The organism is Mesobacillus sp. LC4, assembly GCF_053543455.1.
Genome location: NZ_JBGCUB010000004.1, coordinates 100994 through 122389, shown reverse-complemented (window position 1 = coordinate 122389; position 21396 = coordinate 100994). Strand labels below are relative to the sequence as shown.

25 protein-coding genes are annotated in these 21396 nt (G+C 43.0%); 10 read left to right on the top strand and 15 right to left on the bottom strand.

Features of this window, described 5'->3' with window-relative positions; translation table 11 throughout:
- The first annotated feature begins 239 nt into the window (after positions 1-239).
- A complete protein-coding gene (locus tag AB5I83_RS13960) occupies positions 240-749 on the top strand; it encodes an antibiotic biosynthesis monooxygenase family protein (protein WP_448976079.1) in 510 nt (169 codons plus the stop codon).
- 281 nt (positions 750-1030) lie between these two features.
- On the opposite strand, the gene AB5I83_RS13955 is transcribed toward AB5I83_RS13960, so the two are convergent.
- From AB5I83_RS13955 to liaF, 4 genes are read right to left on the bottom strand one after another with little or no spacing between them, the layout of a single operon-like run.
- Positions 1031-1219 carry a hypothetical protein gene (locus tag AB5I83_RS13955; RefSeq protein ID WP_448976078.1) on the bottom strand — a complete coding sequence of 63 codons (189 nt, stop codon included), beginning with the start codon at positions 1217-1219 and terminating at the stop codon, positions 1031-1033.
- Positions 1220-1239: 20 nt separating this feature from the next.
- The gene (locus tag AB5I83_RS13950; protein WP_448976077.1) at positions 1240-1881 is read right to left on the bottom strand and encodes a response regulator; all 642 of its coding nucleotides are present in this window, start codon (positions 1879-1881) and stop codon (positions 1240-1242) included.
- The gene (locus AB5I83_RS13945) at positions 1881-2915 is read right to left on the bottom strand and encodes a sensor histidine kinase (protein ID WP_226087123.1); all 1035 of its coding nucleotides are present in this window, start codon (positions 2913-2915) and stop codon (positions 1881-1883) included. The genes AB5I83_RS13950 and AB5I83_RS13945 overlap by 1 nt, the downstream gene beginning before the upstream one ends.
- Positions 2916-2929: 14 nt before the next feature.
- Positions 2930-3697: a cell wall-active antibiotics response protein LiaF gene (gene liaF, locus AB5I83_RS13940; protein ID WP_448976076.1), complete on the bottom strand. Its 768-nt coding sequence runs from the start codon at positions 3695-3697 to the stop codon at positions 2930-2932.
- 279 nt (positions 3698-3976) lie between these two features.
- Between liaF and AB5I83_RS13935 the strand changes: the two genes are divergently transcribed.
- Together AB5I83_RS13935 and AB5I83_RS13930 are read left to right on the top strand one after the other, a co-directional pair.
- On the top strand, positions 3977-5368 hold the full coding sequence (locus AB5I83_RS13935) for a hypothetical protein (protein ID WP_448976075.1): 1392 nt from the start codon (positions 3977-3979) through the stop codon (positions 5366-5368).
- Positions 5369-5521: 153 nt separating this feature from the next.
- Positions 5522-6730: a M20 family metallopeptidase gene (locus tag AB5I83_RS13930; RefSeq protein ID WP_448976074.1), complete on the top strand. Its 1209-nt coding sequence runs from the start codon at positions 5522-5524 to the stop codon at positions 6728-6730.
- Between the two features lie 31 nt (positions 6731-6761).
- Here AB5I83_RS13930 and AB5I83_RS13925 read toward each other — a convergent pair whose 3' ends face one another.
- The 3 genes from AB5I83_RS13925 to AB5I83_RS13915 all read right to left on the bottom strand — a co-directional run bounded on the left by AB5I83_RS13925 (position 6762) and on the right by AB5I83_RS13915 (position 9529).
- On the bottom strand, positions 6762-7484 hold the full coding sequence (locus AB5I83_RS13925) for an EcsC family protein (RefSeq protein WP_448976073.1): 723 nt from the start codon (positions 7482-7484) through the stop codon (positions 6762-6764).
- A gap of 100 nt (positions 7485-7584) precedes the next feature.
- A complete protein-coding gene (locus AB5I83_RS13920) occupies positions 7585-8796 on the bottom strand; it encodes an ABC transporter permease (protein WP_448976072.1) in 1212 nt (403 codons plus the stop codon).
- Positions 8789-9529 (bottom strand): ABC transporter ATP-binding protein, encoded by a 741-nt coding sequence (locus AB5I83_RS13915; RefSeq protein WP_448976071.1) that lies wholly within the window; start codon positions 9527-9529, stop codon positions 8789-8791. The genes AB5I83_RS13920 and AB5I83_RS13915 overlap by 8 nt, the downstream gene beginning before the upstream one ends.
- A gap of 580 nt (positions 9530-10109) precedes the next feature.
- On the opposite strand from AB5I83_RS13915, the gene AB5I83_RS13910 reads away from it, so the two are divergent.
- The 3 genes from AB5I83_RS13910 (at position 10110) to AB5I83_RS13900 (ending at position 12959) form a co-directional block, all read left to right on the top strand.
- Positions 10110-10529, top strand: a complete 420-nt coding sequence (locus tag AB5I83_RS13910) for an HIT family protein (RefSeq protein WP_167832087.1) — start codon at positions 10110-10112, stop codon at positions 10527-10529.
- A gap of 707 nt (positions 10530-11236) precedes the next feature.
- Positions 11237-12319: a 3-phosphoserine/phosphohydroxythreonine transaminase gene (serC, locus tag AB5I83_RS13905; protein WP_448976070.1), complete on the top strand. Its 1083-nt coding sequence runs from the start codon at positions 11237-11239 to the stop codon at positions 12317-12319.
- A gap of 124 nt (positions 12320-12443) precedes the next feature.
- Entirely contained in the window at positions 12444-12959 is a 516-nt protein-coding gene (locus tag AB5I83_RS13900; protein ID WP_448976069.1) for a tryptophan transporter, read from the top strand.
- Between the two features lie 50 nt (positions 12960-13009).
- Here the strand turns inward: AB5I83_RS13900 and AB5I83_RS13895 are convergent, their stop codons facing one another.
- Positions 13010-13201 carry a hypothetical protein gene (locus tag AB5I83_RS13895; RefSeq protein ID WP_448976068.1) on the bottom strand — a complete coding sequence of 64 codons (192 nt, stop codon included), beginning with the start codon at positions 13199-13201 and terminating at the stop codon, positions 13010-13012.
- 174 nt (positions 13202-13375) lie between these two features.
- Here AB5I83_RS13895 and AB5I83_RS13890 point away from each other — a divergent pair, with 174 nt between their 5' ends.
- A complete protein-coding gene (locus AB5I83_RS13890; protein ID WP_448976067.1) occupies positions 13376-13747 on the top strand; it encodes a YtxH domain-containing protein in 372 nt (123 codons plus the stop codon).
- Between the two features lie 237 nt (positions 13748-13984).
- The gene (locus tag AB5I83_RS13885; RefSeq protein WP_167832083.1) at positions 13985-14560 is read left to right on the top strand and encodes an HTH-type transcriptional regulator Hpr; all 576 of its coding nucleotides are present in this window, start codon (positions 13985-13987) and stop codon (positions 14558-14560) included.
- A 19-nt stretch (positions 14561-14579) separates the two neighbouring features.
- On the opposite strand, the gene AB5I83_RS13880 is transcribed toward AB5I83_RS13885, so the two are convergent.
- Positions 14580-14720, bottom strand: coding sequence for a hypothetical protein (locus AB5I83_RS13880; protein ID WP_448976066.1), 141 nt, complete (start codon positions 14718-14720; stop codon positions 14580-14582).
- Between the two features lie 154 nt (positions 14721-14874).
- On the opposite strand from AB5I83_RS13880, the gene AB5I83_RS13875 reads away from it, so the two are divergent.
- On the top strand, positions 14875-15063 hold the full coding sequence (locus AB5I83_RS13875; RefSeq protein ID WP_226087116.1) for a hypothetical protein: 189 nt from the start codon (positions 14875-14877) through the stop codon (positions 15061-15063).
- Between the two features lie 327 nt (positions 15064-15390).
- On the opposite strand, the gene AB5I83_RS13870 is transcribed toward AB5I83_RS13875, so the two are convergent.
- From AB5I83_RS13870 to AB5I83_RS13860, 3 genes are all read right to left on the bottom strand, one after another.
- Entirely contained in the window at positions 15391-15483 is a 93-nt protein-coding gene (locus tag AB5I83_RS13870) for a YjcZ family sporulation protein (protein ID WP_023615405.1), read from the bottom strand.
- Positions 15484-15577: 94 nt separating this feature from the next.
- Positions 15578-15661, bottom strand: coding sequence for a YjcZ family sporulation protein (locus AB5I83_RS13865; RefSeq protein WP_064503397.1), 84 nt, complete (start codon positions 15659-15661; stop codon positions 15578-15580).
- A gap of 93 nt (positions 15662-15754) precedes the next feature.
- The gene (locus tag AB5I83_RS13860) at positions 15755-15835 is read right to left on the bottom strand and encodes a YjcZ family sporulation protein (RefSeq protein ID WP_023615406.1); all 81 of its coding nucleotides are present in this window, start codon (positions 15833-15835) and stop codon (positions 15755-15757) included.
- 192 nt (positions 15836-16027) lie between these two features.
- On the opposite strand from AB5I83_RS13860, the gene AB5I83_RS13855 reads away from it, so the two are divergent.
- A complete protein-coding gene (locus tag AB5I83_RS13855) occupies positions 16028-16909 on the top strand; it encodes a peptidylprolyl isomerase (RefSeq protein WP_448976065.1) in 882 nt (293 codons plus the stop codon).
- A 125-nt stretch (positions 16910-17034) separates the two neighbouring features.
- Here the strand turns inward: AB5I83_RS13855 and AB5I83_RS13850 are convergent, their stop codons facing one another.
- The 3 genes from AB5I83_RS13850 to AB5I83_RS13840 all read right to left on the bottom strand — a co-directional run bounded on the left by AB5I83_RS13850 (position 17035) and on the right by AB5I83_RS13840 (position 21385).
- Positions 17035-17217: a sporulation YhaL family protein gene (locus tag AB5I83_RS13850; protein ID WP_448976064.1), complete on the bottom strand. Its 183-nt coding sequence runs from the start codon at positions 17215-17217 to the stop codon at positions 17035-17037.
- A gap of 147 nt (positions 17218-17364) precedes the next feature.
- Positions 17365-18309 (bottom strand): 3'-5' exoribonuclease YhaM, encoded by a 945-nt coding sequence (yhaM, locus tag AB5I83_RS13845; RefSeq protein ID WP_448976063.1) that lies wholly within the window; start codon positions 18307-18309, stop codon positions 17365-17367.
- Between the two features lie 76 nt (positions 18310-18385).
- Complete coding sequence (locus AB5I83_RS13840) at positions 18386-21385, bottom strand: AAA family ATPase (RefSeq protein WP_448976062.1); 3000 nt, start codon at positions 21383-21385, stop codon at positions 18386-18388.
- Between the last annotated feature and the right edge of the window lie 11 nt (positions 21386-21396).

Sequence of the window (21396 nt, the reverse complement as noted above, 5' to 3'; positions counted from 1 at the left end):
TAAAATAAAAAACAACTATTTTACGAATCGGACAAGCGGTAGCCCGCGTTGTATATGCAGAATTAAACAAACTATATACACTATATCGCTTTTATGAGCGGATTTCATAGGAAACGCTTTAAATTGTCGAAAATTTGACGAATTTTTGTTTTTATCTTCTCTCAAAAAGGGAAAATAGATTAGGATGTAAAATCATTATAATAGAAGGAATAACTTATTATTTAAAATGAGGTGAAAAGATGAATCTATTCATTACATCGGGAACAGCTGATTTTCTGTTGAAAATAAAAGAAAAACACCAGGCCGAAAACATGGTCCTGATGAACAACAACGAATCATCCATCCTAGTACACGAGACTGAAAGGAAGACATTATTCAGTTCGCCAAGGAAATATGAAGTGATCGATTCTGCTGGCCAACTCGGCCATGAAGGCTTTGCTGTTTTTAACAATATCCCTGTTACCGATGAGGGAAGGCCGCTTTTTGAGGACCGCTTTCTGAACCGGCCAAGGCTGATTGAAAATGAACCAGGTTTTGTCGCCATCCGTGTCCTCCGGCCATTGAGCTCAAATACTTATATTATTTTGACCATCTGGGAAAATGAAAGCTCATTTGAAAACTGGCAACAATCAAAAGCCTATGCACACGCACATAAGAATCGCGGAACAGAGGCTGGAATTGATGGCGCAAGACCTAATATTTTCGAAAGCGCCTCTTATGTATCTAAGTATTATATTGAAGGTGAATGACCGTCTTCCTTTGCGCCACCATTCAGGTAATGGGTGGCGCTTTTTTCTGATATAGGGGCATTTCATGTCTCCATCAAGCCGAAGGATGACGCTTTTTTCTGGCCAACCGCCTTTTTGTGTCTCCATCAAGCCGATGGATGACGCTTTTTTCTGGTCAACCGCCTTTTTGTGTCTCCATCAGGCCGATGGATGACGCTTTTTTCTGGCCAACCGCCTTTTTGTGTCTCCATCAAGCCGATGGATGACGCTTTTTTCTGGTCAACCGCCTTTTTGTGTCTCCATCAGGCCGATGGATGACGCTTTTTTCTGGTCAACCGCCTTTTTGTGTCTCCATCAGGCCGATGGATGCCGCTTTTTCCTGGTCCTCCGCCGTTTCGTGTCTCCATCAGGCCGATGGATGCCGCTTTTTCCTGGTCCTCCGCCGTTTCGTGTCTCCATCGAGGCTTTCCTAATGTAAAAGAGGGTGTCATCTCGTGACACCCTCCTCTACTTATGAGGTCTTGATCAACCCGTTACGATTTGCATATACTGCTGCTTGGGTTCTGTCGGATAAAGCTAGTTTACCTAGAATATTGGAAACATGGGTTTTCACTGTTTTCACGCCGATGAATAACTCCTCGCTGATTTGCTGGTTTGTCATTCCTTCACCAATACATTTCAAAACCTCAAGCTCCCTTTCTGTCAGTTCATCGTGTGGTTTGCGCTCTTGTGGCCTTAATCTTTTCATCATCCTGTTGGCTACCTTTGGTTCAATGACTGTTTCTCCTCTGGACGCTTTTTCAATCGCCTTGATGACTTCAGAAGCAGAAGCTGTCTTTAACATATAGCTAAATGCTCCTGCCTCGATTGCTGGAAAAACCTGTTCATCGTCATAAAAACTCGTGATGATGATGATTTTGCATTCTGGATTAAAGCTTAGAATCTCCGTTGTTGCTTCAATTCCCGTCCCATTCTCCATTAGCAAATCCATTAGTACAACATCCGGTTTTGTATCTTTCACTAGTGCAACAGCCTTTTTTCCAGAATCTGCCTCGCCGACAATTTCGATTGACGGTTCGGTTTCCAGATAGGAAATGATGCCTTTTCGGACCATTTCATGATCATCCACTACTGCTACTCTGATTTTCTCCATTACTCTTCCCTCCTCAAAGCAGGTATCCTAATTTCAATATATGTTCCTTCATCCGCTTTCGAACGGATATTATATGTACCGCCAATTTGCTCGCACCGTTCCCTCATCGTCTTAAGACCGTAGGATGCCATTTTCTCTTCGTGGATGTCGAAGCCTTTCCCATTGTCACCTATGTATAGATGTATATATTGCTGCTCCTCTGTCAGTATCAATTTCACTTTAGTCGCATCGGCATGGCGGAGGATATTGGACAATGCTTCCTGGACGATCCGGAATATATGCTCCTCAGCCGCTTGCGAAAGATGCTCGATCTCATCGACGCTTGCTTCGAATGCCAGGTTCGTTTTTTGCTTCAGTTCCCGGATCAGTTTAATAATCCCCTCACACAAACTCTCCCCACTCAATTGGACAGGTCTCAAGTGAAGAAGAAGGGCCCGCATCTCACCCTGCGCTTTGCCTGCTATTTCAGAAATTTGCTCCAGCTGTTTCCTGGCCTTTTCTGGCTCCTGATCAAACCATCTTAGTGAAGCTGATGACATCATGCTAAGAGCGAACAGCTGCTGGCTGACTACATCATGCAAATCCCTGGCAAGCCTTTGCCGCTCCTCCATGGTCGCGACCGACTTTGCCGTCTTTGATAGCTCTGTTTTTTCCTCTGCCAGCCGCTGCAGTGAATAGACCTGCTCTTGGAGGTATTCGGATAACTGATTGAGTTCCTCAGAGATGAGCCCGATTTCATCTTTTTCTTCTGTCATGATTCTTTCCGTGAATTTACCTCTGCGCAAAGTCGCAATGAACAGCAAAATGTCGCCCAGTCGCCCCTTGATTACATAGCTGCCTCGTAAACTGAAGTAAAATCCAACCGCTGCCATAGTGACAAAGCTATACAGCCAAAACCAGAAGGTCATTGCAGTGGAAAGGCCGCTGTCTGGCACAAGGAAGATGAAAATTTGAAGGCCAATGAAAAGGATGAGAGAAGTGATGAATGCCATCATCAAGAATGTTTGGATGAACCATAAGCGGATACTTGTCATTTCCTTCTCCCCTCCTAGACTCGATCAATTCTTACAGAACCGATTTTCAATTCAATAGTAATATTCAACTTCCTTACTGCCTTGTCATAATCATCCGACTTATAGGCGACGACGTGCTTTATTTGCTCCTGGGCATAATCAAAGAGCTTTACTTCACCGACGCCAATGACAGCATCTATCTTTACCGGAACATCCTCTGGTATGAGCATCTTCACTTCACCAACCCAGCCTCTTACCCTTATAGGCGTTTCCCTGTCAGGAATGAAGCCTTTACTGAAGTCGATAAAATATTCCCCTACCATATTGTATAAATCCATCGGTTCGACTGCCCAATTTTGCTTTTTGAATGTCACCTTTCCAACCGATACCCCTCGTATTTTCTTTAAAGAGGTTTCGGGCTCCGAGGAGCTTCCCATCTCCTTCGTTGACGATATATCAGTTTGGTAAGTGATCCTAATTTTTTTACTTTTAAAAAGAATGGCTGCCCCAAAATAAATCAACACTAGCGGCCATAGCTTCCAAACATCAAAAAACCGAAAATCAATCACATTAAACCGGTCCATGATCAGGAGCGATGAAAAAAGGATGATGAATGATCCCCATCCAAACTGCTTCCTCACCAGAAGCACTAATCCATAGACTAGTAGTAAAAAAGGATAGGTTACGACAAAAAGCTCTTTTATTTCCAAGGAAATGACACCTAAGTTAACTAGCAGAAGAATCATTCCCAAACCTGATAGTAGAACAGCTGCAGCTATCTGATTCACCGAACGTGTACCCAAAAGTTCCCCCTTCTTTCTTTCCATCATAATCACTTATTCTTTTCTGCCTCGGAAAATCCCTTTATTTTACGCTTAATCTTTAGCTTCATTTTACAGGTTGGCTTGTTTTTTTCCGCCCCTCTCAAGAAGCTTTTCCCCTCCGTCTCGAGACCGATAAAAAATTATCTGTTTCCGCTCACACCTTTTCGCAGCCATCATATCCTGTAGTACTCAATTAGGAAATTTGCCTATATTTCACGAAGTGGAAACAGCATGTCATTTAGAAAGGAGCTTAATTTTATGGTAATAGAATTATCCGCACTACATTGGATCTATGTTTTATTCATTTTCCTGATTATCGGATTCATGGTCATGAGAAGAGACACAACGCTAATATCGATTATCGGGATCTTCTTACTGGCTATCGTCGCGACTGGGTCGCTGAGTGCCTCGGTGAGCAGCATATTCAATAGTTTCATCTATGCAATTACCGAGCTGTTGCCTACCATTCTAGTCATTTCGATTATCGTGGCAATGAGCAGGACCCTTACGGTAACCGGAATCAATGATGCGATGATCTCCCCCTTTGCCAAGCTGATCAAAACACCAGCACTTGCTTATTGGACGATTGGGATTGTCATGATGATCATATCCTGGTTCTTTTGGCCTTCTCCGGCAGTAGCCTTAATGGGAGCCGTTCTTTTACCTGTCGCAGTAAGAGTCGGATTGCCAGCGCTCGGGGTAGCAGTCGCCATGAACCTTTTTGGGCATGGAATTGCCCTCTCTGGAGACTTTGTCATCCAGGCAGCACCAAAACTGACTGCAGATGCAGCTGGCCTTCCTGTCAGTTCAGTAGTCCAGGCCAGCATCCCGCTGGTCATTGTGATGGGGCTCGTCACAACGGTCACTGCTTTCTACTTATTAAAAAGAGACATGAAAAACGGAAAGCTAAAAAGCGGGGGTGCGTTAGAACTAGATATGGACCAAACCAGTGACCCCAGCTTACTATCTGACAGTGCCAGGAAGTTTTTCGCTTTCTTGATCCCGGTTTTATTTGCAGCAGATGTCGCTGCCATGTCCATTCTCGACTTACAGGGGGGCGATGCCACAGCACTGGTAGGCGGGACCTCGATCTTCATCCTTCTCCTTATTTCCATCGCAGCACACAAGAATAAAGGTCTCGAAAAAACAACCAGTTACCTCATCGAAGGATTCCAGTTCGGCTTCAAGGTTTTTGGCGCCGTCATCCCAATCGCCGCCTTCTTCTACCTTGGTGATTCAGGATTCACCAAAATCATCGGTGAATTCCTGCCAGAAACTTCCCAAGGTATCGTTAATGACCTCGGTGTGGCGCTCGCTTCTGCCGTTCCGCTCAGCGCTGAAGTTGGTGCGATTACGCTCACTGCTGTTGGTGCCATCACCGGCCTCGACGGATCCGGCTTTTCCGGCATCTCTCTTGCAGGGTCGGTAGCAGCGATTTTCTCCACTGCCATAGGGGCCGGTGCAGCTACCCTGACTGCCCTTGGCCAAATTGCTGGCATATGGGTTGGCGGCGGCACTTTAGTTCCATGGGCATTGATTCCAGCGGCAGCGATTTGTGGTGTCGATCCGTTCGAATTAGCGAGAAGGAATATGCTTCCTGTCACAATCGGACTTATTGTCACCACGATTGTAGCCATGTTCCTGATCTAATTTAAAACACTGGATGCCATTCAATGGCTCCATTTATATACGAAGCTTCCTTCAAGGGAGCTTCTTTTGCTATGATTCTAAAATGTTTTTATTCTGTAAATGTGCTATAATTATTTAAATTATCAAACTATTATACATAAGGAGATGAAACGATTGCAGGATCAGCTTTTTAGAAAAATAGATAACCTTTTTCCGGAAATGGTGGAAATCCGCCGGTATATGCACCAACATCCTGAATTATCCTTTCAGGAAGTGAACACCGCGCAATATATCCAATCATTCTACGAAAAACTGGGCGCAGAGGTCCGCGCTAATGTTGGGGGAAATGGCGTGGTCGCAAAAATCCATGGTGCTAACCCTGGCAAAACGGTTGCGCTTAGAGCTGATTTTGATGCCCTGCCGATTCAAGACGAGAAAGATGTACCATACAAATCTTTGGTTCCAGGTGTGATGCATGCTTGCGGACATGATGGACACACAGCTACATTATTGGTACTGGCAAAGGTACTATACGAAAACAGGGAAAATTTGCAGGGTACGTATGTCATGATCCATCAGCATGCAGAGGAATATGCTCCAGGCGGGGCCATCTCGATGATTGAAGACGGCTGTCTTGAAGGCGTCGATGTCATTTTCGGCACCCATCTATGGGCCACTGAACCGACAGGAACCATACAATACCGGATCGGACCCATCATGGCAGCAGCTGACCGGTTTGAAATTGCGATCCAGGGAAAAGGCGGACACGGCGCACAGCCGCATAAGACGAAGGACGCCATCGTCGCTGGTGCACAACTTGTTTCGACCTTGCAGCAAATTGTCAGCAGACGTGTGGACCCTGTCGATTCTGCTGTTGTGACCGTCGGTTCTTTCGTTGCAGACAATGCCTTCAATGTAATTGCTGATAAAGCAAAGCTGATTGGCACGGTCAGGACCTTCAACGAATCAACCCGGGATTTCATCTCAGCGGAAATTGAAAAAGTAGTCCATGGCACATGCCTGGCAACAGATTGCACATATGATTACCAATATGATAAAGGCTATCCAGCCGTCGTCAACCATGCAGCAGAAACGGAATTCCTGATTGACTGCGCTACAAAGGTGCCAGAAGTGACAAAAATAGAAGAAAGTGCCCTTCAAATGGGCGGTGAAGATTTTGCTTACTATTTGCAGAATGTAAAAGGTACCTTCTTCTTCACCGGAGCTAAGCCTGAAACAGACGGCTCCTATCCACACCATCACCCAAGATTCGATTTTGACGAAAAAGCAATGGTCATTGCGGCAAAAACTCTTTGCGCAGCCGCACTCAACTATCAAACAAAAGAACAAACTAAACATGAAAAAAGTGAGACATTAGCATAAAGAAGATTCCAATACAAAACACCTCCACAACTCATGGTTGCGGAGGTGTTTGCAATATTCTCATTCTATAGGCGTTCATCGCTGTTTCTCCCAGCTGGTCGAGCAGATTGTAGTTTGCATAAGCTCCTACAACAGCCCCAATCCCGGGCATCAACTGCAGCATCTTGGCAAAATCGATATAATCCCTGTACTCTTGCTGAAATTGCTGCCAATCCAGCTCGGTCAATTCATCTTTTCTCAATTCCCAGTTTTCAATCAAGTCAAGCGTCTGCTTCCGATGTTCATCACTTGAAAAAGCCAGCTGAAATACATAAAGGATAAACAGACGTTCTTCATATTTTGATGGATCGAACCCATATACAGACGCTGCATCGAATAGAAACTTCATTTTTATCGATAAAAGCAACGGAAAATCCGCCATCCCGAGCAGTATTCCCCCGGCCCCAGTTCCAGCCCCCTCTACAGCTGCTGTCCTCTTATAGGCTGACAGCTTTTTCAGAAGCTGTTGGTCTTTTTCAGCAAGGGTCAGTCCTGTTCCCTGCTGTTTTCTCGTTGTGTAATTCGAGCCTGCCAGAGTTGCCTTGACCATATTTTTAATGCTCTCCGTCAAGAATTTATGGACTTTGTCTGGAATCAGCTCATTCACCTTCGTCTGTGCTCTTTTAGATGCACGCGCCAAAAGGCTAGCACGTTTATTCAGCTTCCGCTTCCAGTCAACTACCTCTTCATAAGCCTTCAATTCATATTCATTCAAAGCCTTCACCCCTTAGTTTACTAATACGTGCCAACAATAAAAACGATTCAAAAAAATCCCTTTCATAAAAGCTTAATGCGATTACGAAAAGGATTCTTGATTAGGATTTCAGTTTGTTCTGGCTGTAAAAATAAACGAAAAACAGCGAAAACGCGATTCCGGAAGCCAGTACAATGACTGCTGACAGCCATTCACCTTTAATCAGAACTGCTCCCGCAAATACAGCTGCCTGGAAGATCATGATTCCCAATAGCAAGCTTGTGAAGGATTTCTTTCTTGCGTTCTCAGGAACTGGGTACAGCCCGACCCATAATTTGTTTTGGTGATGGTTCCATAACGGCAAAAGCTGGAATCCTGTCAAATACATGAATAACAAAGCGAGTAAAATTTGCCCCGGCCCATATGTGAGGAAATAAAGCGCGGCTCCCCCTATCAGTGAAAGGCGGACCAGCAAGCCAAAATAATCGCCGGACCTTGCGAAGGTTCTTAAGTATAGATGGCTGAAGGCAAGGTCCTGTCTGTACGGTATGACATTAACCAGCCAGTCAAGCCATTTTCTCCTTTTCGTGCGGTCCCGCAGCTTCGGAACATCCGTGAACATGTTGGCAACACGGTAAAAGGCGTTCATCCGTCTTTCTTCATCCTCGATCAACTGCTCCCATTTCAAGCCTTTGTCCTTCACCTGTTTTTTATAGTACCAATACAGCAGGATTATGACGACAGCTGGAACTGCAGCAAAAATCAGTTGGGCTCCTGAAAAGATAAAATACAGAAGAACAACATTGATAAAGAAACGAATGATGCTGTCCGTCAATCTTACATTTTTCTCGATAAAATACTGGACATTCCATCGGATCAAAATATTGAACCATTTTATCAGGATGAGTGCGATCAATAAGATGAAAAACGATTTGAAGTCAGCGCCATGTATTTTTACATGCAGCGGCATTAGCACCGCGAGTACGAGAAGCAATATATAGGATTGCAGGCTCAGGCTGAATATGATCGATTTCCTGAAATAATCATGTAGCCTTGTTTCTAGCGGCAGCAAGAATATTTTATCCGCCTCGGTCAAAAATGTCTGGATTGGACTGTATGTAAGTACGAACGCAAGAATCAATGAGATGATCCATGCCGCCGGGAAATCGGGCTGAAGCGTTTTAATCCACTCTTGATAGTAAAAAGCCGCCGTTCCTAATAAAAAAAGTACGACAATCACTAAATGGCCATTAAAAATGTATCGCAGGTAGCTTCCGGTTTCCTTGGCAAAGGTGCCGAAACGCTCCTTCCATAATTGCTGCGGATTAAACATAGTCTTCTTCCTTTGTCAGTTGGATATACAGGTCATCCAGTGTTGCTCCAGGCATCTTGAACTGCTCTCGCAGCTCTTCAAGCGTCCCATGTGCCCTGACCTCTCCATTATGAAGAATGACAAAACGATCACAATAACGTTCAGCCGTTGCGAGGATATGTGTCGACATGAGAATGCCGGCACCATTTTCTTTCATCTTGTCCATCAGATCCAACAAAGATTGAATTCCAAGAGGATCAAGACCGACAAATGGCTCATCAACGATATACAGGGAGGGTTGTACCAAAAATGCGCACATGATCATTACCTTCTGCTTCATCCCTTTGGAAAAATGAGCAGGAAACCATTTTAGCCTCTTGCTCATCCTGAACTCCTTCAACAAAGCATCAATCCGCTTTTCATACTCCTTTTCCTCAAGTCCATAGGCCATTGCGGTCAGCCTCAGATGCTCTTCCAGTGTCAGCTCTTCGTAAAGAATAGGTGTCTCTGGCACAAAGGTGAACTGTTTCCTATATTCCTCCTTGCTCTCCAAGAAGGTCCTGCCATTGATTTTAATGTCACCTTTATGAGGCTCCATCAAACCAATCACATGCTTGATCGTCGTACTTTTTCCGGCACCGTTCAGTCCGATCAATCCCACGATTTCATTTTTATTGACCGTAAAGCTCACATTTTTTAAAACCGGATTCCTTGTATATCCACCGGTCACCTGATTAATTTCCAATAAAGACATGTGCAACGTCCTTCCAGTTCGTATTTCTGTACCGTTATTTTAACAAATACAACTCCATTAGGAAAAGCTTCAACTTATTTCGAAACTTCTTCGCATATATGTTTTCAATCGGGGCATCATAATTTTTGAAGGGGAAACAAGCAATAATTCGAAATGAGGTGTCTGTTAAAGACATATAATTCGATTTATAAGCACACTGATTTCAACGTTCAAATAAGGGGATGGTTGCATTGCGCTACGTAAATGTTAACCCAGCCGTTCAGTAACATCACTCCACATTCTGAAATGAGGTGTGTGTCGCAGATCACTTCCCGCTTTATAAGTTGTGAAACCGACTAAAGCAGACAGGGGATGGTCCGATTGAACCAGGTACTGAATAACCCATCATTTTTGTAAATTCAAATGAATTGACAAATGAGGTGTTTATCAAAGGTAAACCTGCTGAGAACGTCAATGAACAGTAAATCGTTTTCCCTTCAGGGGACAGGATTCCATGCGGATCCTGTCCTTTCTTTCTTTATGTTTATTGGCAAAATGTGATAAAATACCAGAAACATGATCAATGGAAAGGGTGGAACAAATGAGTGATTGTATTTTTTGCAAAATCATCAATGGTGACATTCCCTCAAGCAAGGTTTACGAGGACGAGAATGTACTGGCATTCCTCGATATCAGCCAGGTAACAAAAGGACATACACTTGTCATCCCTAAAGTACATAAGGAAAATGTCTATGAATTAACAGATGAAGTGGCAGCGAATGTGTTCAAGGCTGTTCCTAAAGTCGCCAATGCAATCAAGGCTGCCTATGACCCGATAGGATTGAATGTCCTGCAAAACAATGGTGAAGCCGCCGGACAATCAGTCTTCCACTTCCATATGCACTTGATTCCGCGCTATGGCAATGGCGATGGCTTCGGCGCTGTCTGGAAAACCCACCAGGATCAATATACTTCGGACGATTATCAAAAAATCGCTGCTGAAATCAACAGCAAGATATAGACTTCCGCAATTGCGGGAGTTTTTTTTATTGGCTAGAATCCACTTTTATATGGGTCAATTTTCTATCTACCCACTTTGTGTTTATCCGATAGAGCTTTCCTATCGGACACTTTTTGCCGTTCTCCCCTCGCGTTTGTCCGATAGAGCCTTCCTATCGGACACTTTTTGCCGTTCTCCCCTCGCGTTTGTCCGATAGAGCTTTCCTATCGGACACTTTTTGCCATTCTCCCCTCGCGTTTGTCCGATAGAGCTTTCCTATCGGACACTTTTTGTTGTTCTCCCCTCGGGTTTGTCCGATAGAGCCTTCCTATCGGACACTTTTTGCCGTTCTCCCCTCGCGTTTGTCCGATAGCGCCTTCCTATCGGACACTTTTTGCCGTTCCTCCCTCGTGTTTGTCCGTTAGAGCCTTCCTATCGGACACTTTTTGCCGTTCCTCCCTCGCGTTTGTCCGATAGAGCTTTCCTATCGGACACTTTTTGCCGTTCTTCCCTCACGTTTGTCCGATAGAGCCTTCTTTAGGAAGCATTGGGTATGCTTGTCCATATAGCTATCTGTCTCTTTTCGCCATATGTAAAATAATATGTACTAATTGAAATTCATTTAAAATTTTCTGAAAATATTAGAATTTCTTTTCTTTTTCTGGTAGCATGATATTAACTTTAATACATTAAAGAAATACCGCAATTTATTTTTCGGGGGGATCCACTTGAAACGTGCTCTCAATTTCAACGCTGGTCCGGCTGCATTGCCTGAAGCCGTATTAGCGAAAGCGGAAAAAGAAATGATGAATTATCAAAGCCTCGGTATGGGAGTCATGGAATTAAGCCACCGCAGCAAGGAGTTTGAAGACATCAATGAACGGACAAATAGTCTGTTGCGCAACCTGCTTTCCATCCCGGATGATTACGAGGTCCTATTATTACAGGGCGGTGCAAGTCTGCAGTTTTCAATGGTACCGATGAACCTTCTTGAAGAGGGATCATCTGCGAGCTATGTCTTGACGGGCACATGGTCTGAAAAAGCACTGAAAGAAGCACAGAAAATAGGAAATGCCGTAATTGCTGCCTCTTCCAAACACGACAACTATAGATCAATCCCGAGCATATCTGAATTCGATATACCAGCGGGTTCTTCCTACCTCCACATCACGACGAACAATACCATCTATGGAACACAGTGGCATTCCCTGCCCGAAAGCCTGAATATCCCGCTTGTTGCGGACATGTCCAGCGACATTCTCAGCAGGCCACTAAATGTGTCATCATGCGGACTCATCTATGCAGGTGCGCAGAAAAATCTTGGACCATCTGGAGTTACCGTCGTGATCATCCGCAAAGATTTGCTCAAGCGCTCTAAACCAGAACTGCCTTCTATGCTTAACTATCAGGTTCACTCTGCATCAAAATCGCTTTATAACACGCCCCCCACGTTATCGATATATTTCCTGATGCTTGTCCTTGAATGGGCTGAAGAGCTGGGCGGGGTAAAACAGCTTGAAATGATCAATAAAGAAAAAGCTGCATTGCTTTACGATGTAATCGACAGAAGTGAGGGGTTTTATAAAGGGCATGCGGAAAAACAGAGCCGCTCATTGATGAATATCACTTTTACAATGGATAATGAGGATTTGACTTCGGCCTTCCTCCACGAGGCTGAGGAATCCGGCTTTATAGGGCTTGCCGGCCACAGATCTGTCGGTGGCTGCAGGGCCTCGACTTATAATGCTGTTCCTCTTGAGAACATTGAAAAACTTGCCGACTTCATGAATGACTTTAGAAACAGAAATTGACAGAATATTAACCCTTTACTCTATTAAAATATATGTTATAATTGGAGAAAGCTTTTCGCTGCAGGCAAAGAGAGCACTGCAGGAGGAGTACTAGTTAGCTAGAATAGCAGAGGAGAGATGAGAAATGAATACGAAGAATCTTGTAGCATTGTCACTTTTGGTGGGGATGGGAGCAGTCTTGCATGTGGTCGTGCCCGGTTTTTTCCTGGGGATGAAGCCTGATATGATGCTGACGATGATGTTCCTTGGAATCATCCTGTTTCCAGACAAAAAGAGTGTATTATTGGTTGGAGCCGTTACTGGGCTGATTTCTGGATTGACGACTACTTTCCCAGGAGGCCTTGTTCCGAACATAATTGATAAGCCTGTTACTGCGTTTGTCTTTTTCGGAATCCTGATGGCGCTGAAAAACTTCAAGTTTTCCATTTATACTGCAGCTGCCCTTACAGCGGTCGGTACCATCGTATCGGGAATCGTTTTCCTTGGTTCTGCCTACTACCTAATCGGCCTGCCTGGACCGTTCACTGCATTATTCGCAGGGGTTGTCTTACCAGCAGCAGCATTCAACGCCGTTTTCATGGCCATTCTTTATCCAGTGGCAACGAACATTTTTAAAAGAGCAAAGCTCGCTGAAATTTAATTAAAATTTTTTTGCCCCTGTCTTATAACGGACAGGGGCTTTGTTTTGCTCTATTGGAATGTGTAAAAAATAATCCCGATCAGTAAAAAAATGGCTCCTCCCCCTGCCAGCGTCCCTGCTCTTTTCCGCAGAAGCGCTTTAGGTGGATACATACCCGGCTTCTTTAATGCAAGGAGATGATGGACGGCCCCCACAAAGAAAGCAACGCTGATGAGAAACACCACATTTGTAAAAATCCCCACTCCCCTCCTCTCCTTCCTGAACATGACGTTATTATCATTTTATGTCTGTTAATTTAAGGCTATGAAGCTAATAACGTTTATTTGTGCGAGAATAGGAAATTAAATATAGAAGAAAAGAGGAATCCGGATTCATTTGGAGAACTTATACAGAAAAATTGTAGAGGTGGTCAACACATGAAAGCGAAAAATGTTTTAGCGGGAATGGTTGTAGGCGGAGTTGTAGCTGGAATTGCTACGCTGCTTGCGGCACCGAAATCAGGATATGAAACAAGAAGGACTCTTCTGGCAAATAAAGATGAATACCTAGGGTCCATCAAGGATATTAAGGATGCGGCTGTTGAATTGAAAAACACGGTGGCCACCGCATCCAAGGAGGGCAAAGACTCCATCCAAACATTTATCACAGATGTTAAGACGGCGATCTTTGAGTGGAAGCTTCAAACAGAGGAAAACATGCAAGGCCTACAAGAGGATATCAAGGAGCTTGAGGATTCAATTAAAGATTTGGAATCTGAATTGGCAGCTGAAAATTCAAAAGAAAACTAATCAGAACAATCCTTCCCCTAAAGTTATTTTTTTCGGCGGGAAGGATTTTCTTTTTTTATCAAGAAAGATATATTATGCAAATTGCAATTTTGTTATGACAATTAAATCATTACATAAAAACAACCCGACTTTAGATGGAATTTAACAAATTCAAAAAATTTTGTAAATTTATATCTTTATTAATTTTTGTTTTATTGGCATAATGAAAATAGAACAATAAAGTAGGTGAATATGAGAATGGGAGATAAAAATTATTCTATGAAAGAAGCAATGATGTTTAGTCAAAGAATTGCCCAGCTGAGCAAAGCCTTATGGAAGTCTGTAGAGAAGGACTGGCAGCAATGGATCAAACCATTCGACCTTAATATCAATGAGCATCATATCTTATGGATCGCTTATCATTTGAATGGAGCTTCGATTTCTGATGTGGCTAAGTTTGGAGTCATGCATGTGTCCACTGCTTTCAATTTCTCGAAGAAGCTTGAGGAACGCGGTTATTTAAAGTTTTCCAAAAAGGAAAGCGACAAAAGAAATACGTATATCCAGCTTACGGAAGAAGGAGAAGGTATATTACTCGCCCTAATGGAAAGCTATGAGCCAGATAATAATGCTGTTTTTTCAGGGGCCATGCCATTGAAGGAACTATATGGCAAGTTCCCGGACATCATTGAAATCATGGCTATTGTCCGCAATATTTATGGTGATGACTTTATGGAAATATTCGAGAAGTCTTTTTCGAATATTGATAGGAAGTTTTCCGATGAGGACGGCACACTTAAAAAAATAGATCCAGCCGAAAAGGAGTATGCTTAATCATTATGTATGATGGCACTCATGAATAGAGGAAGGATAACCGCTCGGAGACACACACTTTTTCCACTTCCTCTGGCTGCATTCCTAATGGAATCATCTTATAAAGCGGATGAATGAAAATAAACCCTTCCGCTTTTTGTTCTTCCTGTTGTTTGCTCATTTTCTCACATTAAAATCAATACCCTACAATTTGGCAAGTTATCCCTTACATAACCCTCCAGCACAGAGTAAGTGACTTTATAAAAAACTATCTTTTTCTTAAAATATTTGTTATTGTATTTAAGATAAAAAGATTGCTAAGGAGGGATTCTTCGATGATCTCCATTTTATTGATGTTTGTCCTTTTTGCTGCTTTCATTCTTTTCTATATAAACAAGCTTACAGACTCCCTCTGCATACAGAAGGAGATACCTGAAGACAAACATGCAAATATTTTCAGGACGATCAATATTTTAGTTACAATTTTGCTGATTTCATCTTTTGTTGAAATCTTGTATACGTGACTACACTGAAGTTTCGGAGTTTCTAGTAGGCGACACTAGACAAATCGAAAAGCGGAGGCGTCTGCCCAACTCCGACAAGCGCTAGAGGGCCTGACAGTGAAATTGTTCTTTGACTTCAATCGCAGGATCGAAGTGTCTTGAGGAGTTAGGAGCCGCAGCTAGGCAAGCGACTCGAGGGTTGGGTGCTGGAGCTGGACATTTCTCGAAGTTGAAAAAGTATACTAATTACATACATTAAGCGGTGAGGTTTCCCTCACCGCTTTTTTTTCAAGTTTTTTATTAATTAGCCCTCATTAAGGCATGCAGAAGGCATTGCCCCATAAGTGCCTACAGCCAAGAAGCACCGATGATGATTAACAGAATGAACAAGACAACGAGCAATGCAAAGCCGCCGCCATATCCATGTCCTCCTCCAGACATTGAGGTTCCTCCTTTCTGCTTTGGGAACTTGCTTTAACATGATGATTCAGGAGTACGGGAGAGTGTTAGTCCTCCCATACTCGTTAATCAGAAATTAAAGCCAAGCTGCACCCACGATGATTAACAGAATGAATAACACGACAATTAACGCGAAGCCGCCGCCGTATCCTGCACCCATATTAACACCTCCTTCCAAAGTGGTTATGATATCTTATTCAAGTAATGTCATATCCGCATAGGCAACTATCCTGCATTTCTTGCATTTTGTTGTTTATAGGTAAGCGGCACCTACAACAATCAGCAAGATGAACAGGACAACGATTAACGCAAAGCCTGAATTATAGTGGCCCATTTTCAACTACCTCCTTTTTTTCTCTTCTCAATATCCTATGCACCGCTGAACAAACGGTATAGATATTCGCCCATCTCCACAAATACCCAATATTATCCATTACTTATTTTTTGTAGAAAATTGAAATTATGTTATAGTAGAGTTTGTGGATTAAAACGGCCACTAGAATTTTCTGTTTAGGAGATGTTCACCATGAAAAAAATGATAATTTCCCTCACGGTTGCAGCCGGAGTAATGGGACTAGGTGCATGCAGCAACGATAATGCTGATTCTTCAGAAGTGATCGTTGAGTCGAAAGCAGGCAACATCACGAAAGAAGAGCTTTATCAATCAATGAAGGAAAAATATGGAGAGCAAGCGCTTCAAGAATTGCTTTACCAGAAAGTTCTTGCGGAAAATTATGAAGTAACGGATAAAGAGGTTGAGGAAAAAGTGGCCGAGCTTAAGGAAGAGCTTGGAGAGAACTTCGAGCTAGTTCTACAGCAAAACCAGCTTAAAGACGAAGAGGAATTAAAAGAGGTCTTAAAAGACCAGCTTCTAATGGAAAAAGCTGCGCTTAAAGATGTGAAAATCAGCGAAGAAGAAGTCAAAAAGCGTTATGAAGAATACAAGCCTGAAATCAAGGCAAGCCATATTCTTGTAGAAGACGAGAAGACTGCACAAGAAGTAAAGAAAAAACTTGATGAAGGCGCAAAGTTTGAAGACTTAGCGAAGGAATATTCACAGGATCCTGGTTCAGCTGCACAAGGCGGAGATCTTGGATTCTTCGGACCTGGTAAAATGGTACCTGAATTCGAAGAGGCTGCTTATGCCCTGGAAGTAAATAAAATCAGCGAACCTGTAAAATCACAGCACGGTTACCACATCATCAAGGTAACGGAGAAGAAAGAAAAAAAATCTTACGAAGAAATGAAGGACGAGCTAGAGTATGAGTTGAAGCTTGCTCAGCTGGACTCTAACAAGATTCAAGAAGTCCTGAAGCGTGAGCTTGATGCGGCTAACGTTAAAATCAAGGATAAAGACCTTAAAGGTGCTGCTGAATTCCCAGAAGCAGAAGCACAAACACCACAATAATTAAGAAAAGCTCCAGCGCCTTGGTCAGCCACGACAAGCGCTGGAGCTGGACAATTCTCTCAGTAGAATATATACTTTCTTATCCCATAAAAAAACGCTGGCTCCATTTCCGGAGCCAGCGTTTTTTATGCTTCCGCTGAATGTTCGCGCTTTTCTTTTTCCCGCTCGAGCCTTTTCATGTAAAGCTCGCCCTCACGCTCAATGCTTTCCATTTCTTCTTTTCTTTCTTCTTTTCCTGTTTTCACTGCCATGAAGGCACTGAATACGATTCCTGCTGCGACTGCTATTACCCAGATTGGAATTGACATTTTTGCATACCCTCCATTTAAAGGTTGTCCTAATTGGACTCTTATTGTATTCATATGAGGGATATTTCCAAATATGCCTTTTGAGGAGTAAAAAGTTACATAACAAAAAGGCCTCTCCATATTAAACGGAGAAAGGCCTTTTGCTTTTTACTTATGGAAAACAGGCTTATAAAAGGAACGGTTATCAAGCGCGAATACTCTTTCGGAGAACTCTCCTGGTTTTACCCTTGATAGCGCACGGTCCAGCATATTCATTTTCGCATCAAGATTATCGATATAATGCAGGATTTCTGCCTCTTTGATCATTGGCGGTTTCGGACTGCCCCACTCTGCCTTGCCATGGTGACTTAAGACCATATGCTGAAGAATGGTGATTTCCTCTCCATTAATGCCTAACTCATCGGCAGCCTTGCCAATCTCATTGACCATGATCGATATATGTCCGAGCAAATTCCCTTCCACTGTATAGGTGGTAGATATCGGACCTGATAATTCAATGACTTTCCCCAAATCATGAAGGATGACTCCCGCATATAAAAGATCCTTATCAAGGCTTGGATATAGTGTTGCGATTGACTTCGCAAGGTCCAGCATTGAGACAACATGATACGCAAGTCCTGAGACAAATTCATGATGGTTCTTTGTTGCTGCAGGATATTCCATAAAGGCATTCATATGCTTTTTCAGAAGATGTCTTGTGACCCTCTGAATATTAGGGTTCTTCATTTCGAATATATATTGGGTGAGCTTGCTGCTCATTTCATCCTGGCTGACTGGGGCTGTCTCAAGAAAATCAGATAGTTTGACAGAGTCAACTGGTGAAGCAGGGCGGATTTGCCTGATTTTCAGCTGGTTGCGCCCTCGGTAATTCTGGATATCTCCCTGTACTTTTACAATGCTTTCCGCACAATAAGTACCTTCATCCTCCTCGGAAACATCCCAAAGCTTTGCTTCGATCTCCCCGCTCTGATCCTGGAGGATGAGTGTCAAAAATGGCTTGCCGTTGCTGGCAATCCCTTTTGAAGAATGCTTGATCAATAAAAACAATTCTACCTGGTCCCCTGTTTCGTGATTTAAAATTCCTTTATTCATAGTTAACAGCCCTCTCCTCTCTGCAACAGTATAACATACAGAGTCTATTGTCTCTGATTCTCAAACCATGCCATTTTTAAACTATATTTGTACTTTTTTCTTGCAGATTGACGATTTCATTTTCAGCAAAATAGTCCAGCAGATGGCGATGGCATGTAAAAATGAGAATTTGGTTGTTATTGCTCATTTCCCTAAGCAGCCTAATCGTCCGGTTCGTCCTGTTATGGTCAAAATTGACAAAGCTGTCATCGATGATAATCGGAAATGGATAGCGGTCATGGTGGTCTGCAGCAAGTGCAAGCCTGATGGATACATAGACTTGTTCTGCAGTTGCCTGGCTTAGCTCATTCGCTTCAAATAAAACATGATCATTTCTTTCAATCAGGAAGCCGCTGCCGGAGATTTGTGGAATGATTCTCACATAGCTTCCATCTGTCAAGATCGACAGGAAGCTTTCAGCCTTGGCCAGCATTCTCGGCATCCGCTCATCCTTATAGCGATCAATTGTCTTCGAGAGCAAATCCCTGGCGATCGCAAACTTAGCCCATTCTTTTGCATCTTCCGTGAACTCATGCTGAAGCTGCTTATATTTATGAAGCAATTCACTATATATGCCGCCTTCTTCAAGCACCTTCATCTTATGCTTTACATCGGCGATCTGGTCAAACTTTGCGGATAACTCTCGCTTTCTCTTTACTAGCTCCGATTCGTTCTCCTCAATCTGTTCCTCAAGAGGAATCCCTGTCAGGATCTTTACACGATCCTCATCCGTAATCCCTGATACAAGCAGTTGATGATTTATATCCTCCAGCCTGGCTTTCCACCCTTTTACCAATGAGGTATTCTCCGCTTTCTGCCTGAATCCATCCTCATCCTCTGTTCCGGCCTGTTCAAGTAATCTATCCTTTTCTTGACTGATTACTTCCTCTTCCTTCTTAAGAGATAATGACTCTTCTTCCATTTCCTCCAGATTCCCGGAAAGTTCACGGTGCCTCGACTTCTGGTCAATTGCTTCACGCAATGTCCGCTTTAATAGTCCCGCTGCCTCCACAGGAGCAAAATTGCCATTATGAAGGAATCGTTCCGCAAGCTTTTTCAGGCTGCTTTCCATATCGGATATAGATCCGGTCACATTTTTTAAACTTTCTTTTATTCTCTTTCTTTCACGGAAATACTGCTTTTGTTTTTCTATTAATTGATAGGCATCCACTACTTTAATAGGACCAGAAAGATCTGTTAATCCAAATTGTTTCAGTAATTCCGACCTTTTCCGCTTTAGTTGCGCTTCATCTGCTTCCCATGATTCAAATTGCTGAACTACTTTTTCAAAACGATTATGCTGCTGCTCGATTTTGATCATCAGTTCTCGATGTCGCAGCCTCGCCTCCTCGTCCTTAGCCAGTAAGTTCTTGATCATATAAGCATTGCCTTCCGGCTGGCTGTTCAAGTTTTCCTTCAACGCTCTTTCCCGTTCCAGCAGCCTGGATAGAACCCTGTCCTCCATTGGCATTTTCTCTGTGGACTTTAAACGCGCTGCAAGCAAAAACAGCAAACCTGCTATCCCTATTCCGGCTAGAAACCAAGTGCCATTTGTAATCCCCCAGAGAGATACAATGAGAAAAATGCTTCCGAGAAGAAGCAATTGTGTATGATCCTTCTTCTGTTGCTGCCTACGTCTGGCTTTTTCACTTTCTTCCATGATTTTGGCCGATTCAATCTGGTCCATGACATATTGTAATTCGGATTGAATTCTTTCCTTGTTTTCCAGCAGGTCAAGATCATTCACCAGAACTGTTCGTTTTGCTTCATCTAGGAGTACTTCTTCTGCAGCTTCTGCCTTTGCTTCAAGCTCTGCCAGCGCCTTTTTCTCTTCTTCAAAAGCAGATTCCAGCTCCAGCTTTTTATTAATTAATCTTTGCTCTGTCTGCTGCACCTTGTCGGCTTGTTCCTTTATGAAGATGCTTGTATTGATTCCGTGGATATTTACCTCATTGAAATCCATATGAAGCTTGTCATTGAGCTGATTGATTTCTTCTGTAATTTCCTCCAGCTTGGATTCCAGAAGCCTTTTTTCCTGTTTCAGTTGTTCATATAAAGGAAGATTCTCAATTCGTGCTTGAATTTCCGTTTCCATTTCCAGTAATTCTGAGTTTGGCCTGTGCTCTTCCAGATCTTTAAGGACTTGATCCTTCTTATCATTTATCCGTAACTTTCTAGCCTGGATCAATTTAAGCTGTTCGTCCAATTTTTCAAGCCGCTTCAGGCCATCCTCCGGAAAAAAGGACAGATCATGCAAGTTAATTTTTCCGTCCAATGCTGCTGCTTCCAGGACCAACTTTTCATTGCGTTTATATTCACGAAGCTTCATCCCATTCTGCTCAAGGACTGAAATCTCTTTATCCAACTGAGAAATTTTATTATTCACTTCCTCTTTCGTGCTCATCAACTCTGAATATTGATCATTCTGTTGCTCAGCATTTTTCAACGAATTGTGGATGTCTTTCAACTCTTTTAACTTCTCATTCAGCAATGGCCGTTTCCCACTGGGCTTGAATCGCAATTCCATTTCCTTGAGCAGCAGTCCCTCCGTGTTGAAGAGTTTGTCTGTACCAAGAGTTCCTGCCGAGAATAAATACCTGCCAAGCTCTTCTCCTTTCAGTGCATGGATATTTTGCAATCCATGGACATTGAATGAAAAAATGGCCTGAAAAATGCTTTTATCCATTCGCTTTAAAAGTTCTTTAAGTAGTTCTTCACCGCCAATCGTTCCGTTCTCTAGAGATACAGTCACATCGCCTGCAGCCTTGCCTTTCATCCTCTCGATGACAGCCACTCCCCTATCAGGAAAAAAAGCTTTGATCTTGCCGCCATACTTTGGGTTCTTTTTTGGCTCATAGCGAATTTCTGCACTTTGCCTGGCCGGAAAACCGAACAGGATACTGTGGATGAATGACATAATGGTCGATTTACCAGCTTCATTTTCACCATAAAAAACCTGCATTTGATCAAAGGAATTAATCACATAATCCTCGAACTTGCCGTATCCGTATATATGCAATTCAATGAGTTTCATCATCCCGCCTCCTT

What these genes read in the sequence shown, in the direction of transcription:
- AB5I83_RS13945 (WP_226087123.1), bottom strand. Translation starts at nt 2,915, where the DNA reads ATGACAAGTATCCGCTTATGGTTCATCCAAACATTCTTGATGATGGCA.
- AB5I83_RS13885 (WP_167832083.1), top strand. Translation starts at nt 13,985, where the DNA reads ATGGGAGATAAAAATTATTCTATGAAAGAAGCAATGATGTTTAGTCAA.
- AB5I83_RS13960 (WP_448976079.1), top strand. Translation starts at nt 240, where the DNA reads ATGAATCTATTCATTACATCGGGAACAGCTGATTTTCTGTTGAAAATA.
- AB5I83_RS13950 (WP_448976077.1), bottom strand. Translation starts at nt 1,881, where the DNA reads ATGGAGAAAATCAGAGTAGCAGTAGTGGATGATCATGAAATGGTCCGA.
- AB5I83_RS13840 (WP_448976062.1), bottom strand. Translation starts at nt 21,385, where the DNA reads ATGATGAAACTCATTGAATTGCATATATACGGATACGGCAAGTTCGAG.
- AB5I83_RS13955 (WP_448976078.1), bottom strand. Translation starts at nt 1,219, where the DNA reads ATGACACCCTCTTTTACATTAGGAAAGCCTCGATGGAGACACGAAACG.
- AB5I83_RS13865 (WP_064503397.1), bottom strand. Translation starts at nt 15,661, where the DNA reads ATGGGTGCAGGATACGGCGGCGGCTTCGCGTTAATTGTCGTGTTATTC.
- AB5I83_RS13875 (WP_226087116.1), top strand. Translation starts at nt 14,875, where the DNA reads ATGATCTCCATTTTATTGATGTTTGTCCTTTTTGCTGCTTTCATTCTT.
- AB5I83_RS13900 (WP_448976069.1), top strand. Translation starts at nt 12,444, where the DNA reads ATGAATACGAAGAATCTTGTAGCATTGTCACTTTTGGTGGGGATGGGA.
- AB5I83_RS13910 (WP_167832087.1), top strand. Translation starts at nt 10,110, where the DNA reads ATGAGTGATTGTATTTTTTGCAAAATCATCAATGGTGACATTCCCTCA.
- AB5I83_RS13920 (WP_448976072.1), bottom strand. Translation starts at nt 8,796, where the DNA reads ATGTTTAATCCGCAGCAATTATGGAAGGAGCGTTTCGGCACCTTTGCC.
- AB5I83_RS13915 (WP_448976071.1), bottom strand. Translation starts at nt 9,529, where the DNA reads ATGTCTTTATTGGAAATTAATCAGGTGACCGGTGGATATACAAGGAAT.
- AB5I83_RS13880 (WP_448976066.1), bottom strand. Translation starts at nt 14,720, where the DNA reads ATGAGCAAACAACAGGAAGAACAAAAAGCGGAAGGGTTTATTTTCATT.
- AB5I83_RS13860 (WP_023615406.1), bottom strand. Translation starts at nt 15,835, where the DNA reads ATGGGCCACTATAATTCAGGCTTTGCGTTAATCGTTGTCCTGTTCATC.
- yhaM (WP_448976063.1), bottom strand. Translation starts at nt 18,309, where the DNA reads ATGAATAAAGGAATTTTAAATCACGAAACAGGGGACCAGGTAGAATTG.
- AB5I83_RS13850 (WP_448976064.1), bottom strand. Translation starts at nt 17,217, where the DNA reads ATGTCAATTCCAATCTGGGTAATAGCAGTCGCAGCAGGAATCGTATTC.
- AB5I83_RS13855 (WP_448976065.1), top strand. Translation starts at nt 16,028, where the DNA reads ATGAAAAAAATGATAATTTCCCTCACGGTTGCAGCCGGAGTAATGGGA.
- AB5I83_RS13935 (WP_448976075.1), top strand. Translation starts at nt 3,977, where the DNA reads ATGGTAATAGAATTATCCGCACTACATTGGATCTATGTTTTATTCATT.
- AB5I83_RS13890 (WP_448976067.1), top strand. Translation starts at nt 13,376, where the DNA reads ATGAAAGCGAAAAATGTTTTAGCGGGAATGGTTGTAGGCGGAGTTGTA.
- AB5I83_RS13870 (WP_023615405.1), bottom strand. Translation starts at nt 15,483, where the DNA reads ATGTCTGGAGGAGGACATGGATATGGCGGCGGCTTTGCATTGCTCGTT.